The sequence below is a fragment of the Natrinema sp. 74 genome, assembly GCF_046097095.1.
GTDB lineage: Archaea > Halobacteriota > Halobacteria > Halobacteriales > Natrialbaceae > Natrinema.
Genome location: NZ_CP175698.1, coordinates 1,065,789 through 1,080,728, shown reverse-complemented (window position 1 = coordinate 1,080,728; position 14,940 = coordinate 1,065,789). Strand labels below are relative to the sequence as shown.

Here is a 14,940-nt window from a genome sequence, read left to right as displayed (position 1 = left end):
TTCGCCCGAAGGCGGTGCCCCCGATCAGGGCCACGTCGCTAGCATGATCTCGTCGACGAACTCATCGTCGATGCAGTACTGACCCTCGTGTGTCCCCTCTTGTTGCCAGCCGTTGGCTTCGAGAAACTCGATCGCGGTCTCGTTCGTCGCAGGCACGCGTTGGTAGATCTTCTGGTACCCCTCGTCGGTGGCCCACTCGAGGCCGTACTCGAGCAGCGACGAGCCGATGTCCTGTCGCCGGTGGTCGGCATCGACGCCGACGGTCAGTTCGGCCGTGTGGCGAAGCGACGGCAGTTCCGGCGCGTCGACGTGGAGCCAGCCGACGACCTCGCCCTCCGCCGTCGACTCGGCGTCGTCGGTTTCGTCTCCTGCTGCCGTGGCCTCCTCATCGGCTTCTGACTCCGTCTCGAGAACCGCGACGAAGAACACGCGCGAACGCTCCTCGTTGGCCCTGACGAGCGCCGGCTCGCGCTCGAGTTCCGCCGTGACGTTCTCGGCGACGACGTACGTGCAGTCGTCGGCGACCGCCCGCATCGTCTCGACGATGCCGTCTCGATCCTCTTCGCGCGCCGGTCTGATCACGACGGTCCCGTCTTCGCACTCGAGGTCGCTCGGCGACGCCGAGAGCGCAATTCGGAGCGCACCGTCGGATTCGGTCAGGTAGCCGTCGTCTTTCAGCGCCGCGATGCACGACCGGAGATCGTCCGATTCCGGCGGAACGGTTTCGGTGTATGTGCCCGACCGCGCGGGCTTCGAGTTCGGCCGGTCGGTCTCGATTCGGATCGATCGCTCGAGTTCGGCCGGCGTGACGGCACCGTTACGCTCGACGTACTCGTAGACGCGACGCTGGACGTCGTCCTCGAAGGGGGTCGCCGGGTAGACGCTCATACGGACGGTCCCGTCGACCGTCGACATTAGTATGCGATCCGTATCGGCCACCGCCCGTGCCGGACGGCCGCGAAGTCCGCTATTGCTTGCAAGCGAGATTCGCTTCGACGACCGCTCGCGCCCTCGTCGCCCGGCCAATCGGTGATTAGTGCTCGGTCTCGCAGTATGGCATGTCGTCTGCCCGATCGACTATTTGCTATCGTGGTATTTGGTTTATGGCGCGGTGGGCGGTCGACACTACATCGTTCCGATCGAAACCGCTCGGCCGGTTACCCCCTCAGCGCGCCATCGTTCGACGAAAAACGTGATTCTCGGGGGCTCGATCGCGAAAACGGAGCGGTAGCGACGGTCGTCACCCCCGGCACACGCTGTTTCGGTGGCACTCGAGGGCCGTTTCGCTCGACTCGGTTTCGGATGGATGCTCGAGATGGTAGCACTGGGCAAGCGTCGCCAGAATGAGTTTGCCCTCGACAATCGCGAACTATTGGCCGATACAGCGGCGAGCCACCACCGAAGAGGGGTAGCGAATCGTGGACGATCATCTTCGCCGGCAACTCGCTCGAGGCGAACCACCCGTAGGGACTCCCGGAACCGTCCGTCGCGGTGGACCGTCCACTGGTAGGCGGCAACCGTGGCCCCCTCCGAGAGTGACTACCCGCCAGTTCGACCCGCTCGGTCGTGTCTCGTGGGCTCTGCGGCAGTGGAGGGTGCTCCGCACTCCCTCGCAGAGTATCTGTTCCGTGTCGGTCAGGTCGGACCGGCCGTCGAACGTGGGGTGCTCGCCGTTCAACACCTCGTCGAGTTCCGTGACGAACGTTTGCTCACCCAACTTGTAGTTCCGTTTCTCACTCGAGACGCGTTCACTAGCATCCTCTCGCGTTAGGAGTCGTCTGGCAACGGGCAGGCTAGGGTGAACGCTACTCGTTCGCATCCGGAATTCGGCCACCGCTGACCGAACGCACGTGCGCGACTGTCGGTATCCTGCTCTCTGCAGGCGGTGATCGACGGTGGCCGTTTCGGTCGTCGGCCGATTCGATCGCCCTCCGTGTCGATCTCCGATATCAGGTCCCCTTTCGACTTGACGCTCGTCGCGCTCTCGTGATAGCGGCGGTGCAACTGCGGAGCGGACACATAAATCACATATTGCGATATAGAACGATCGAAATTCAGAAACGGCCCGACGTCGTCTGAGGCCCTCGAGCCGCTGTTGTCCGGCGGCGGCCGGGTCCGGCCTTCCCGTTCGGGCCGACGGGCGTCGGCGAAGATCCGCCGCGCCCGCTATACGCTCGCTCGTGGGCAGCGACCGCCGACAGTGCCACGAAGGGGAGTCACCGCTGTCCCGTGAACCCGTCATATCGGTGGAGAGTCGCCCTCGCGTGGAGACGGCGCTACATTTACGCCGGTTGCGGCCGTTCGGAGCGTGCTATGGATTCCTCGAACTCGGCGAGCCGCCCCACTCTCGCGCCCGGGAACGGGCGATCGACTCGGCTGTCAGCGGCGTCGCCGTCGCCACGCCCGCCCGGGTCAGTGGTGATTCCGGCCCACGCCGCCCGTTGCCCCGGATTCCCGTCGGTTCGGTCTCTGACAGCGGCGTGGAACCCCACGTATATCCGTACTCGCCGAGAAAGGCAGGGTGAGATGAACGGCTGCAGTTCGGGACCGTGGGATCGGGGCGATCCCGCCGACGGCGGCGGGATCGGCAGCGATGCGCGAGCCTCACCTCGCACTCGAGAGACGGAGATCGATGACCAATGAGTGAGTCAGATACCTCTCGAGCCGAGCCGGCACAGATCCTCCTGGTCGAGGACAATCCCGGCGACGTCCGCCTGACCAAGGAGGCGTTCAAACAGGGCCGCATCGAGAACGATCTCCACGTCGTCTCCGACGGCACCGAGGCGCTCGATTTCCTCACACAGCGCGACGACTACGCCGACGCGCCGCGGCCGGACCTCATTCTCTTGGATCTCAATCTCCCCGGTAAGGACGGCGAGGACGTCCTCGAGGAACTCAAAGACGATCCGGCGCTGCGATCGATCCCGGTGATCGTCCTGACGAGTTCACGAGCGGAAGAAGACGTCGTCAAGTCCTACGAACTCCACGCCAACGCCTACCTCACGAAGCCGGTCGATCCCGACGAGTTCATCGAGACGGTGCGAGCCTTCGAGAAGTTCTGGTTCTCCGTCGTGCGGCTCCCCCCGGAGGTCGATAACCGATGAGCGAAACGAACACCCAGACCGGCAGCGAGCAAGGCCAGAAGACCGCGGACGCGCTTCGCATCCTTCTGATCGAGGACAACCCCGGCGACGCCCGTCTGATTCAGGAGATGCTCCGAGACACCGAGGAACTCGCCCAACGAGTGAGTCCGACCGAGGCGACGAACCAGCCCCCGGAAATTTCGCGTCAAACCCGCCTCGAGGAGGGGCTAGCGGCGGTCGAATCCGAACCGACCGATATCGTCTTGCTCGATCTGAACCTCCCCGACAGCGAGGGCCTCGCAACTCTCGAGACGGTCCACGAGGAGACCGGAGAGACGCCGATCGTCGTTCTGACCGGCGTCCGCGACCAGCAGGTCGGGGTCAAGGCGATCCAGCGCGGCGCACAGGACTTTCTCGTCAAAGACGAGGTGACGAGCGAACTGCTGGTGCGGACGATCCACCACGCGATCGAACGCGCCTATCAGGAGCGGGAACGACGCCAGCAGCGCGAGCGACTCGAGGCGCTCAACCGGCTCAACCGGGTCGGCCACGACATCACGCACGCGGTGATTACGACCGAGACGCGGGCGGAACTCGAACAGCAGGTCTGCGACCGGTTGACCGACTCCGACGCCTACCGGTTCGCGTGGATCGGCGGCGTGAACCCGGGCAACGACCGGCTCGTTCCGAAGGCGGCCGCCGGCGTCGAAGACGGCTACCTCGACGAAATCTCCATCTCCGTCGACGAGGACGACGAGACCGGCCAAGGCCCGGCGGGGACGGCCGTCCGAACCGGACAGGTCCAAGTCATGAGCGATCTCGAGACCGCGCCCGACTACGACCCGTGGCGAGCGGCGGCGCGCACTCGCGGCTATCGATCCAGTGCGTCGATCCCGATCGTCCACGAGGACCTCGTCTACGGCGTCCTGAACGTCTACTCCGATTCGCCGCGAGAGTTCGAAGGGCCGGAGACCGCCGTCCTCGCCCGGATCGGCGACGTTATCGCACATGCGATCACTGCACTCGAGCGCAAGGACGCGCTGGTCAGCGACGCCGTCATCGAACTCGAGTTTCGTGTCGACGCGATGGCTGAATCGCTGGTGGAGCTCTCGGCGACCGAGTCGTGTACGATCGAGTTCGAACAGCTGGTCGGCGGCGACGAGACGCTGCTGGCCTACGGTTCGGCGCGCGGCGTCTCCCAGGAGACGTTCTCCGAGACCGTCGATCGGACCGACGGGATCGGCGACGTTCGGTTTCTCTCGGTCGGGCGCGACGAGTTCGAGTTCGAACTCGTTGCCCCCGCGGCCGTCTCCCTGTTCGAGACGATCGCCACCCACGGCGGCCGCGTCGCGTCGGCGACGATCGCCGACGGCGAATTCCGGTTCGTCGTCGAACTCCCACGCGGTCGCGATACCCGTCGGATGATCGAACTCATCAAGGAACGGCGCGACGACGTGACCTACCTCGCTCAGCGTACCACCGAACGCGGCGACCGCAGCGATTCGGCCTCCCCGTCGGTCATCGAGGACGAACTGACCGACAAGCAACGCGCAGCCCTCGAGACGGCCTACTTCGCGGGCTATTTCGACTGGCCGCGCGGGAGCACCGGCGAGGAGATCGCCGAGCGACTCGGTATCGCCCCGGCGACGTTCAACCAGCACCTCCGGACGGCCGAGCGGAAGTTCTTCAATTCGGTGTTCGGCGAGTAGTTAGAGCCCCACTCCGTCCGCGAGGAGTTCGTGCGAGCGAATCACGTCGTCGTGGTCGGCGATGATATTCTGGACGATCACGTCGTTGACGCCGACTCGATCCGTCAGTTGCTCGAGCAGGTCCGCCACCGTCTCCGGGCTCCCCGAGATCGATCGCCGCCAGTCGCCGTCAGGAAGCGGATTCGGCGTCGGATCGGGCACGCCGCCAAGTTCGTCGATGGCCGCCTCGACCGACGGCGGCGAACCGACGACGCCGCGTCGCATCCGCTGGTAGGACGCTTCGGCGGTCGCTCGCAGCCTAGCACCCTCTTCGTCCGTCTCGGCGCAGGCGACGTTCATCGCGAGCATTCCCGTCGGTTCGTCTGGTCCCGCGCCCAGCGGTGAGGGCTCGAAGTGCTCTCGGTATGTCTCGAACGCGCGCTCGGCGAGATTCGGTCTGATGAACCCGGCAAAACAGTACCGAAGCCCGAGCTCGCCGGCGATTTCGGCGCTCGAGGGGCTCGAGCCCAGTACCCACGCTTCGGGAACGTCGTCGGCCGACCGTGGCAGTGGTAACTCGGCGTAGTCGTGACCGTCCGGAAAGCCGTCGTAGAGGTGAGTGACCGTCGCGTCGATCTTCTCTGCGTGGTCTTCGTCCGGGTTTCGCTTTTGGCGTTCGGTGCCAAGCGCTCGATCGGCGGCCGGAATCCCCGTCGCCCGGCCGAGCCCGAGATCGATCCGACCCGGTGCCAGCGCGTCGAGGGCCGCGAACGTCTCTGCCACCTTGAACGGCTGATAATGGTTGAGCAGGACCGTCCCAGAGCCGACACGGATCGCGTCGGTTTCGGCCGCGAGACGGGCGATCAGCACCTCCGGTGTCGTACTCGCGATGGAATCGGCCATGCCGTGATGTTCGGCCACCCAGAACCGCGAATAGCCGCGCTCCTCGGCCACTTGCGCGAGTTCGACCGTATTTTCGTACGCGTCAGTCGCGGTCCCGTCGGCGGGGACCGGCGCGAGATCGACGATCGAGAGGTCCATACGACCCGTTCGGGCCAGGACAGCCAATAACCGTTCGGTCTAGACGCCCGGGAAACAAAGCGGTGTGTGTCGGGTAAAAAACGGAGTTACGTGCCGCGCGGTTCGGTCGCGGGCGAGGTCACGTCCTCGGTCGACCGAGCGGCCATCGCGACGGAGACCATCGAAAGGCCGGTCACGAGGAGGTTTACACCCACGAGGAGTCCGATCGCCCAGGCTGCGGTCGCCGGAAAGCCAACCCAGAGGAGGGCGGCGAGGACGAGGCCGACGACGCCGCTGACGGCGACTGCGGTTCGACTTCGGGAACTGGGCATCCGCGTCGCCAGCACGAGTTCTGCGATCCCGTCGACGAGCAGATACGCCACGAGCGCGATCGTCAGGGTAAGCAGCGCGACGGCGGGTGCCGCGAGGACGGCGATGCCGGCGACAACCGAGACGACCGCGAGCGCGAGTTGCCAGAGCGAACCGCGCCACCCCCGCGCCGTGAAGGCATGGACGCCGTGGACGATGCCCCCCACGACGAGCAGCGCGCCGATCGCGAGCGATACCGAGAGCCCCGTGACGAACGGAAACGCCACCGCGAGGATGCCGATCAACCCGACGAGCACGCCCGCGATCGCGAGCGTCCGCCATTCGTTCTTGAGGGAGTCCCTCTCCGCGGACATGGTGTCTACAGTGTCGTTACTCATTGAACTCACCAACATTGACTACGTCGTGTGCGCATATAAAACAAGTATGTGGTCTGACATTATGTCGGGCAAACGGACTAGTCGGAAACGCGGACGAACGACCGTCTCGAGCGGTCTCGCGGAAAGCGCCGTCCAGTCGCACGTGACGATGTGGCCGCCGAAGCGCGGTTATTATTGTCGTCCGGACGACAGACCGACCCGTGACAGACGAGACCGACGCCGACCACCAGACCTGTGACCTCTGCGGTGAACGGGTCCCCGCCGCCGTCTACCACGAACACCTACTGAAAGCGTGTCCCGGCCGCAGGGAGTAGCCGCCGGATCTGGTCCGTGTCCGGACGCTCAGACGCCGGTGTCCGAGGGGGACTCAGTCCCGTTCTCGAGTCGTCGGTACTGATAGTATGAGTACGCCAGGGTGATCGCGGCCGTCAGGAGCGCTGGTACGACGAGGAAGTAGACGGCGGCGTCCCCGAAGAAGAGGCCGATCAGCGAGACGACGGCGGTGAGCTTGAACAGCCAGCCGCCGAGTTCGTGGGTCCGCTCCCAGACCGCCTCGCTGCTGAGCGTCCACGGCGTCCGGATGCCGACGAACCAGTTGGGTTCTGCGCGCGTGAGCAATTCGCCGACGGCGTAGAAGAGGGCGGCGACGCCGGCGATGACGAGCAGTGTAACATCGAACTCGTAGCCGAGGTTGAACGCGATGACGCCGGTGTGGAGGACGAGCACGAACGTCGCAACGGCGACGATAAACCAGTCGTAGGCGGGACAAAACGACTCGACGTTCGCTCCGAGCGGATCGATGCGAGGGGCCAGCGCGAAAAGCACCACCAGGACCGCCGAGAGCGCAGGAAGGAACGCAAGCGCCACCGACTTTGCCATCGTCCCGTCCGGCTCGCCGGCGGCGTTCCAGTGGGTCACGACCGAATCGGGAAGCGCCGGTGCCGCGAGGGCGCTCGCGACCCCGGCGAGGACGACGACCCCTCCCGCCAGCGTTAATCGCTGCGTCGTGTCCATATCGAGAGAGACGACGCCGGCGCTTATCAACGGGGTGGCCGGACGGCCGTCTTCGGCGTCCGTCCGGATGACGGGGGGTGCAGCGTTTGCCCTCGCGATAGCCGCGTTATCTCCCGGTGCTCATCGCTCCTCGACGTGGCGGACCTCGCAGGCGATGCCGCGCGTGCTCTCGGCCATCTCGCGGCCGAACATCGCGGCGCGGCCGACGGCGAACGCCTTCGGCCCCTCGATGATCACTTCGTCGCCAACGCGGATCTCCTCGTCGGCGCCAACGACGCCCGGCGCGAGGACGCTGCCGTGCGGAACGAAGCCGTCGATCTCGACTCGCTTTACGGGCGCGTCGCTCTCGAGCCACCGCTTGGCACCCTCGAGGGTAAAAGAGAGGGTGCCGTACTGGGGGACCATCGTCGCGAGCTGGGTGTCGTCGGCGTCGCGGACCTGAATCTTCGGGTAGCGACTGGTCGTCTGTATGTCTCTGAAGAGGTCGTCGCCGGCCCCGTCGCCGAGCAGGTAGTCCGCGATGGCGCGGACAGTGTTGTGCTCGCGCTCGCGTTTTGAATATTTGAGTTCGCCCGAGAGCGCCTCCGAGAGATTCGCGAGCGATTGCTCGTCGGTCGGATGCTCGTCGACGGTGTAGGTGATATCGAGATCGAGAGTCTCCTCGACCCGTTCGACGATGTCGCGGTAGCCCTCGTCAGGGACATGGGCGATGATCTCCGGGTACTCGTTGCGCTCGAGGTAGCGCTCAAGCACCGCGCTCACGAACTGCTTTTCGTCTTCGGACCAGCGACCTGTGACGACGGTATCGTAGTGCTGGGCGGGGTAGGTCGTCTCGAGTTCCTGGGGAACGACGCCGATGGGGCTGGTCATCGAGACGAGGTGTGCCCGCCACTGGACGGCGTCGTGGAACTGGCGGTGACTCTGGGACTCGCTGTAGGGCTTGGCGGCCGAACAGGGGACCAACACGAGCGGGTTTTGGAAGCGGTTTCGGTACCGCGTCGTCACCCGATCGGCAAAGCGCTGGATCTCCACTCGGCGCAGCGTGTCCGCGGTCGCGGCGCTGATCTGGGCATCTCGGAGAACGGGCGTGCGCTCCTCGATATACCCCCACTGGTCGTCGAGTTCACGCATCGCCGCCGTGAGCCACTGGTCCTGTCGGGCCTGGCCCTCGACGTAATCTCGCAGGCGGCCGTCCCGGATCCGCCGGCGGACGATCGCAAGTTCGGCTTCGAGCGCGTTGACGTTGTGTTCGGCGCAGTCCTCGCGCGTAAACTCCTCGCGCGGTTGCCGGCAGGCCGGACACGAGCAGGGGAGTTCGTCGAGGTCCTCGAGGAAGTACGCCTCGTCGGTCGTCAGATACCGCCCCTCGGTCCCTTTCACCACGGCCGCGGTCTCGTCGAAAAGGTCGACGCCCGCGTAGGCCAACAGGGCGACGTTTCGCGGCGTCGCGACCCCGGAGAACAGCAAGGCGGTGTCGGCGGGGATCGCCTCGCGGACGGAGACGACGGCCTCGACGAGCGCTGCACCGTGGCCCATCACTGACTGGACGTTCGAGAGGGCGTACGCGTCCGTTCCCTGTTCGTCGACGCGCTCGCTCGAGACGACGGCGACGCTGGGGTAGTCGACGTCGGGAGAGTCAACGGCGAACGATTCCTGCACTTCGTCGGGAGTGCCGCCGGGGAACGCTCGGTGGGGAAGGACGGTGAGCCGCGACTCGTCACCGTCGGGGAGCGCTCGCTCCTCGCTCCAGAGCGAGCCCGCGTCCTCGAGGACGTCGTCGACGAGTGCGGGCGTCGTTACCGGCGAAGAGAGGCGGAGTTCGCCCACGCGCGCGGCCCCGTCGCGTGCGTGTACTTCGAAATAGTCGGTCATACGCGATATGGCCGGGGCGAGCGAAAGAGGCTGTCGATAGCCGGCGACCGTCGAGTGCCGTCTCGTCCGAATCGCAACGGCGACTCGGTGTCTTTGCGAGCGGTAATTGGTATTGAACGCGTAAAGTCACGATAGTCAACCTTTAAGCTCCTGGAGTCAAAGATCGAACTATGACAGACCCTAAATCACAGCCGAAGCTGCGATCGAAGAAGGGAGTTAAAGCCTTCCTCGCCGTCCTGTTGGTCGCAGCCGTCGGCGTCGCGACGATCGGTTTACCCGCTGTTTACGGCGGCGTGACGACAACCGCTACCGCAGCGGAGCCTGCTGCAACAATCGAATCGTATGACAGCATTTCCCAGGCCGAGTCGAGCCTCGGTCCGGCCGACGAGGTCTACCTCCGCGATGACGGCAGCGCCGTCCTCCAGTACGACGACCAGGCAGATGCCTCCACGCTCGATCTCGGAGCCGACGTGAGTAAAGGGCTCGTCCACATGCTCATCGTCGATAACACCAGCAAGCAGAACGCCGACTACAAGGAGGCGAACTTCTCGGCGGTCCTAGACCAGAGCGGTCTCTCCGGTGACGGCTCGCTCGTCATGCAACAGCCCGACTCGCTGAAAGACCTCTCCGTCGACATCTCGGGCGAGGTCTCCGACGAGGCCAACCAGTTCGACGCGACCGCTTCCGGGACGTTCGAGAGTCAGGGCGCGGCCATGGGCACGGTCAGTACCGACGGGACCGTCACCGCCACCGCGGAGCGATTCAAGACGAGCGGCTCCGTCTCGGCCAACGTCGGGATGTACGCCGTCGGTGACATGCATATGGACGCGTCCTTGCGAGACACCGGCAGCAACTACGTCCTCGACGTGACGCAGAACCGGTCGGTCTCCGACTGGACGGCCGGCAAGTGGGAAACTCGCGAGAAGGCCAAACAGACCCTTCAAAACCAGTACGGAAATCTCTCGGATGACCTCGACGGAGTCGGCGAGGTCACGATCACCAACTACGACTTCGAAGAGCGCTCGACCGGACAGCACCGACTCAAACTCGACTTCACGGTCGAATATTCCGATATCGAAAGCGTTCTCGAGCAGCAACTCGCGAGCGACCCGACGACCGACCTGAGCCGGTCCGAAGCGAGCGAGATCGCATCGACTGTCTCCGAACTCGAGATCGAGACTCTCGACGTCACGTTCGATAGAAGCGGCGGCTCGATGGACATCACATGGGATATCGCCATCTCGAACTACGACGAACTCACGCTCGCGATGATCGACATGGCCGAGGCGAGTTCCACCTCCGGCGGTCTCGCCCAGGAGGACCTTGAGAGGGCCAAAAGCGCCATCAAAGCACAACAGGCGGCGAATCTCAAGTCGACGTTCGAATGGGATTTCTCGATGGAGCAGACCTCCAGCGAGGAGATGACACTCGACGCCACGGTCTCTGGAGACACGGAGAACTGGGGCTCGTACATCGATGAACTCAAGTCGAGAGGTATCAAGACGCCGAAAGACGTCACGTTCAGCATGACGGCCGAGACGAACGACGGCGAACTCGCGCTCGATGCGCAGTTCGAACTCGAGGCCGAGGATCTGGCCAGCCAAGCAGTCAAGAGCTGGGCGCAGTCGATACAGCGCGGTCCCACGGGCCCGACGATGTCCTCGGAGGCCAACCAGTTCATCACGGCACTGTCCGAGTCCGAACTCCAGGTTGCTCGCGTCGACGCCGACCTCGGTGACGGCACGGTGCGCGTCGAAGGCGGTGCGAAGTTCGAGAACATGAGCAAGATCACGGACACCATCTCCGGCACCCTCTCTGTCAGCGGGGTTGCAAGCGAGATGAACGGCGACACCGCGTCGATGTACGTCTACGTCGACAGTATGGGCGATGTCGACACCGCGTCGGCGACGAAAGCGGACATCGAACATCTCAGCGTAGTCGGTTCCGAGACGACCGTCCACGCGGCCGGCGAGTGGGACAAGGAGTTCCCGTCGGTCGATACAGAGCAGATGAACAACTACCTCGAGGGGAAGAACGGTAGCGACAAGAAAGACGACGAGAGCAGCAGTAGCATCCCCGGCTTCGGATTCGGAGCCGGTCTCACGTCGGTCGCCGCGTTGCTGACGGCGCTCGTCCTCCGGCGACGAACGTAGCGGGAATCGCCTTCCGTCGAACCAAGCGTTCTTTTATACTGACCAACGCCCAGCCGCGGGACCGTCGGTAGCGGTTAGACGGACTCGAGAAACCGCGCCGTTGCCGACGTGTGGCCGCGGTTGAACGAGAGGATCGAAATCCGGATGGCGTCGGTCACTTCGCAGTCCTCGGGGACGTCTTCGATGAAGACGACGAACCCTTCTACCTTGCCGACCGCTCGGCGCTCGCCGGAGTGATGGTCGGTGAACTCGCTGATAGCGACCGTTACGGTGTCGCCGATATCGACCGGTGGCTCGCGCTTTTGCGCCGCTTCGTGGCGCTCTCTTGAGCGTCGCTCGCTCACCGATCCGGCCCGGCCGCGGAGTCGTCTGAACAGCATCGCGCCGAGGGCGAGGGCGACGAGACCGCCGCCGCCGAGTATCGCTGGATCGAGCATACCAGAACGGTGCTCGCTCGAGTCTTCGGTGTTGCGATACTCGCCCTACACGCCGCGACCAACTGCGGTGCGTCGAGTACGCCGCGTTCGACGCGTCGGAACCAGCAAGCGCTTGCCACTCCGAGAACTACTCGCATCCATGGGTCTCGAGCTCGACGAGATCGACCGGGGGATCTTGCACCATCTACAGCGGGATGCTCGCCACAACACGGCGACGGACATCGCGGCAGATGTCGACGTGACGGCCAATACCGTTCGAAACCGCATCAGCCGTCTCGAGGAAGCGGGGGTCATCAAGGGGTACGTGCCGATCATCGACTACGAGCGGACCGAGCAGTCGATGCACATGGTCGTCCAGTGTACGGTGCCGATCCACGAGCGGGGGGAATTCGCGGAGGCGGCCCTGGATATCGATGGCGTCGTCGCCGTCAGAGAAGTGATGACCGGGCATCGAAATCTCCGGATCGACCTCGTCGCCGCCGATACCGACGAGATCACGGCGGCGGTGAGCCAACTGCAACAGCAGGGAATCGAGGTCGACGAGCAGGAACTGCTCAAAGCGGAGTACTTACAGCCGTTCGATAACTTCGGATCGGACGCCCTCGACTGAGGGGGCCGTCGAGCGGAGCCGTCTTCGAACGCCGTTTGTCGTGACCGATGAGAAGCGCTTTGACTGGCTCGAGAATTGCGGAAACCGAAACGTAATCGGTAGCGGTTTCGGTATCGTCACAACTCCCGTCATCCTTATGTATGCTCATCCGCTGACCACGTTGTGAACAACGCAATTAGCGGATCGTCCGGAAGCGGTCAGCGGTCGGTGAGCGTCGCCGTCGTCACCGCAGTCGCGGCGCGTCGAGATGTCGACCCGATCGAACTGCCGCCCCTCTACGAGTGGCTCGATCCGGACGCGCTGGACGCTCTCTTTGCGCCGATGCAACGCGGCGGCTCGCGAAGCGGTCACCTCGAGTTTACCTACGACGGCCACGAGATCACCGTCGACTGTACCGACGAGATGTCGATCACGGTTGACGGGACGCTGGTCGGCGACTCGGTCGCCGCGGAGTTCGAATCGGAGTCTCCGATCGACGCGTAACCCCCGTTCCGGACGCGACGCGTTTTTCGGTTCGAACAGACGGAGCGCCGCGGCGGTGATCCGACGGTGAAGCGGCAGCTACGTTCCGTCTGCGGCGAGATCGATGCGTGCGACGCCGTCGGGGACGCGCTCGAGCACGCCCGCGGGCCAACCGCGATGGGCGAGGGTGAGGTTGGTTTCGGGGCTCGTCTCCGCGAGGCAAGCGACGCCGTCGGCCGCCGCCGCGAGCGCCGCGCGATCCGTTCGCTCGGGGACTTCGGCGGTGAGCGGGTAGCTCTTCGAGAGCGCCCGCGGGAAGGGGCCGAACGGCGGCTGGACTCGCCAGACCGCGTCGTAGCCGTCGTCCGGCGCGGACCGATCGACTGTGAGCAACAGCGAGTCCGGCGCGGAGAGCCGCTCGAGCCGTTGGTGGTGGCGCAGGACTTCGGGGCGGCGCGCGCTCTCGTGGGAGGTGTAGAAAAAGGAGCCCTTCGAGACGGGATCCGAACGCTCGAGTTGGTCGGCGTGGTCGAGCAGCGTCCGGTAGCCATCGAGCATCGTCGGATGGGAGCGGGCGCGCTGTTCGACGAGTTCGAGCAGGTTGCCAGCGCGGATCGCCTGCTTGATCCGACGGATCTCGGCGAAGGTGACGTGGAGGTTGTGGGCGGCGAGTTCGGACTCGCGCTCGGCGTCGGATAGCGCGCGGAGGTCATCCGGTGAGTGGTCGGTACAGACGGCACACGAACAGGGGAGATAGTCGAGATCCTCGAGCGCTCGGGTGCCACGTACCGTCAGGTAGCGGTCGTCGCGGGCGTAGAGCGCGTAGGCGGCCGAGTCGAACAGGTCACAGCCCATCGCGACGGCGAGCGCGAACATCATGGGGTGGCCGGCCCCGAAGAGGTGGACCGGCGCGTCGGCACCCAGGCCGCGTTTTGCTGCAGCGACGACGTCGACCATGTCGTCGTAGCGGTAGTCGTTCATCAGCGGGACGACCGCGCCGATCGGGAAGACGTCGAGGTCAGTTCCTTCCGCGTGGCGACCGGCGTGCTCGCGCAGCTCCGGGTAGGTCGATCCCTGCACCGGCGCGCTGACGAGCATCTCGCCCGTATCGGCCGCGTCGGCGATCTCGAGGCGCTTTCGGGTGGTCTCGAGGTCGGCCTCGGCGCGCTCGCGGGAGACGTCCGGCGGCGTCGGGATGTCGACGGGAGTGGCGATATCGGAACCGATCTCGCGCTGGAAGGCGAGGATTTCCTCGGTCGTCACGTCGATCTCACCGTATTCCGACAGTTGGAACGACCCGGAGTCGGTCATGATCGCGCCCGGGAAATCGAGCATCTCGTGGAGGCCGCGCTCTCTGGCGCGCTCGCAGAGGGTATCGTCGCCGTGGATGATATAGGAGTTGGTGATGAGGATCTCCGCGCCGAACTCGTCGGCGAGTCGGCGAGGGTCGATGGTATCGAGATTTGGATTGATGACCGGTAACAGCGCCGGGGTTTCGACGGTGACGCCGGCACGCGGGACGGTGAGTTCGCCGATGCGACCGCCGGCATCGGTATCCCGGAGTTCGAAGCACTCGCGCATTGCCCGTCCGTTGGCCCGTCCGACGTAAGACCTGACGGTTTTCGACCGCTCGAGCGGCCGAGTCCGTCGCGGTCGGTGGGAGAGATGTTGACGCGCTGAAGGGAACTGTTCGATCGGCTGTCTCGAGGGTCGGCAGTCGCAACCCTACCGCTCGTCTCGAGGAAGTTGCGGTCCGTATCAATGCCATGGTCGTTCCGTCCTCACGGCCGAGACAGTCATCGATCGCGAGTGGTTGAACGCGAGATTAGCGTCCGCTGCGCGATTTCAACAGTGGCTTTCTCCGAGGCAATCCCGTAACAGTCGCCTCGTTTTA

The 14,940-nt window shown here is 64.9% G+C and carries 12 protein-coding genes; 5 read left to right on the top strand and 7 right to left on the bottom strand.

The window, feature by feature from the left end:
• Window positions 1-24: 24 nt before the first annotated feature.
• On the bottom strand, window positions 25-888 hold the full coding sequence (locus ACJ70B_RS05365) for an N-acetyltransferase family protein (RefSeq protein WP_408959385.1): 864 nt from the start codon (window positions 886-888) through the stop codon (window positions 25-27).
• 1,751 nt (window positions 889-2,639) lie between these two features.
• On the opposite strand from ACJ70B_RS05365, the gene ACJ70B_RS05360 reads away from it, so the two are divergent.
• Window positions 2,640-3,104, top strand: a complete 465-nt coding sequence (locus ACJ70B_RS05360) for a response regulator (RefSeq protein ID WP_408959384.1) — start codon at window positions 2,640-2,642, stop codon at window positions 3,102-3,104.
• On the top strand, window positions 3,101-4,792 hold the full coding sequence (locus ACJ70B_RS05355) for a bacterio-opsin activator domain-containing protein (RefSeq protein ID WP_408959383.1): 1,692 nt from the start codon (window positions 3,101-3,103) through the stop codon (window positions 4,790-4,792). Before ACJ70B_RS05360 ends, ACJ70B_RS05355 begins: the two co-directional genes overlap by 4 nt.
• On the opposite strand, the gene ACJ70B_RS05350 is transcribed toward ACJ70B_RS05355, so the two are convergent.
• The 4 genes from ACJ70B_RS05350 to arcS all read right to left on the bottom strand — a co-directional run bounded on the left by ACJ70B_RS05350 (window position 4,793) and on the right by arcS (window position 9,384).
• Window positions 4,793-5,812: an LLM class flavin-dependent oxidoreductase gene (locus tag ACJ70B_RS05350; protein WP_408959382.1), complete on the bottom strand. Its 1,020-nt coding sequence runs from the start codon at window positions 5,810-5,812 to the stop codon at window positions 4,793-4,795.
• An 86-nt stretch (window positions 5,813-5,898) separates the two neighbouring features.
• The gene (locus ACJ70B_RS05345) at window positions 5,899-6,498 is read right to left on the bottom strand and encodes an HdeD family acid-resistance protein (RefSeq protein ID WP_408959381.1); all 600 of its coding nucleotides are present in this window, start codon (window positions 6,496-6,498) and stop codon (window positions 5,899-5,901) included.
• A gap of 342 nt (window positions 6,499-6,840) precedes the next feature.
• Entirely contained in the window at window positions 6,841-7,512 is a 672-nt protein-coding gene (locus ACJ70B_RS05340; RefSeq protein WP_408959380.1) for an SdpI family protein, read from the bottom strand.
• Between the two features lie 120 nt (window positions 7,513-7,632).
• Window positions 7,633-9,384 carry an archaeosine synthase subunit alpha gene (gene arcS / locus ACJ70B_RS05335; RefSeq protein WP_408959379.1) on the bottom strand — a complete coding sequence of 584 codons (1,752 nt, stop codon included), beginning with the start codon at window positions 9,382-9,384 and terminating at the stop codon, window positions 7,633-7,635.
• 170 nt (window positions 9,385-9,554) lie between these two features.
• Here arcS and ACJ70B_RS05330 point away from each other — a divergent pair, with 170 nt between their 5' ends.
• The gene (locus tag ACJ70B_RS05330; RefSeq protein WP_408959378.1) at window positions 9,555-11,537 is read left to right on the top strand and encodes a hypothetical protein; all 1,983 of its coding nucleotides are present in this window, start codon (window positions 9,555-9,557) and stop codon (window positions 11,535-11,537) included.
• A gap of 74 nt (window positions 11,538-11,611) precedes the next feature.
• Here the strand turns inward: ACJ70B_RS05330 and ACJ70B_RS05325 are convergent, their stop codons facing one another.
• Window positions 11,612-11,974: a TRAM domain-containing protein gene (locus ACJ70B_RS05325; RefSeq protein WP_408959377.1), complete on the bottom strand. Its 363-nt coding sequence runs from the start codon at window positions 11,972-11,974 to the stop codon at window positions 11,612-11,614.
• A 139-nt stretch (window positions 11,975-12,113) separates the two neighbouring features.
• Between ACJ70B_RS05325 and ACJ70B_RS05320 the strand changes: the two genes are divergently transcribed.
• Window positions 12,114-12,584, top strand: a complete 471-nt coding sequence (locus ACJ70B_RS05320) for an Lrp/AsnC family transcriptional regulator (RefSeq protein WP_408959376.1) — start codon at window positions 12,114-12,116, stop codon at window positions 12,582-12,584.
• A 162-nt stretch (window positions 12,585-12,746) separates the two neighbouring features.
• Window positions 12,747-13,067: a HalOD1 output domain-containing protein gene (locus ACJ70B_RS05315; RefSeq protein WP_408959375.1), complete on the top strand. Its 321-nt coding sequence runs from the start codon at window positions 12,747-12,749 to the stop codon at window positions 13,065-13,067.
• Window positions 13,068-13,145: 78 nt separating this feature from the next.
• Here ACJ70B_RS05315 and tgtA read toward each other — a convergent pair whose 3' ends face one another.
• Window positions 13,146-14,627, bottom strand: a complete 1,482-nt coding sequence (gene tgtA, locus ACJ70B_RS05310; RefSeq protein ID WP_408959374.1) for a tRNA guanosine(15) transglycosylase TgtA — start codon at window positions 14,625-14,627, stop codon at window positions 13,146-13,148.
• Window positions 14,628-14,940: the final 313 nt, after the last annotated feature.

Excerpts from the sequence above, each read along its gene's own strand:
- ACJ70B_RS05355 (WP_408959383.1), top strand. The coding sequence starts at position 3,101 with ATGAGCGAAACGAACACCCAGACCGGCAGCGAGCAAGGCCAGAAGACC.
- ACJ70B_RS05365 (WP_408959385.1), bottom strand. The coding sequence starts at position 888 with ATGAGCGTCTACCCGGCGACCCCCTTCGAGGACGACGTCCAGCGTCGC.
- ACJ70B_RS05325 (WP_408959377.1), bottom strand. The coding sequence starts at position 11,974 with ATGCTCGATCCAGCGATACTCGGCGGCGGCGGTCTCGTCGCCCTCGCC.
- arcS (WP_408959379.1), bottom strand. The coding sequence starts at position 9,384 with ATGACCGACTATTTCGAAGTACACGCACGCGACGGGGCCGCGCGCGTG.
- ACJ70B_RS05340 (WP_408959380.1), bottom strand. The coding sequence starts at position 7,512 with ATGGACACGACGCAGCGATTAACGCTGGCGGGAGGGGTCGTCGTCCTC.
- ACJ70B_RS05330 (WP_408959378.1), top strand. The coding sequence starts at position 9,555 with ATGACAGACCCTAAATCACAGCCGAAGCTGCGATCGAAGAAGGGAGTT.
- ACJ70B_RS05345 (WP_408959381.1), bottom strand. The coding sequence starts at position 6,498 with ATGAGTAACGACACTGTAGACACCATGTCCGCGGAGAGGGACTCCCTC.
- ACJ70B_RS05360 (WP_408959384.1), top strand. The coding sequence starts at position 2,640 with ATGAGTGAGTCAGATACCTCTCGAGCCGAGCCGGCACAGATCCTCCTG.
- ACJ70B_RS05320 (WP_408959376.1), top strand. The coding sequence starts at position 12,114 with ATGGGTCTCGAGCTCGACGAGATCGACCGGGGGATCTTGCACCATCTA.
- ACJ70B_RS05350 (WP_408959382.1), bottom strand. The coding sequence starts at position 5,812 with ATGGACCTCTCGATCGTCGATCTCGCGCCGGTCCCCGCCGACGGGACC.
- tgtA (WP_408959374.1), bottom strand. The coding sequence starts at position 14,627 with ATGCGCGAGTGCTTCGAACTCCGGGATACCGATGCCGGCGGTCGCATC.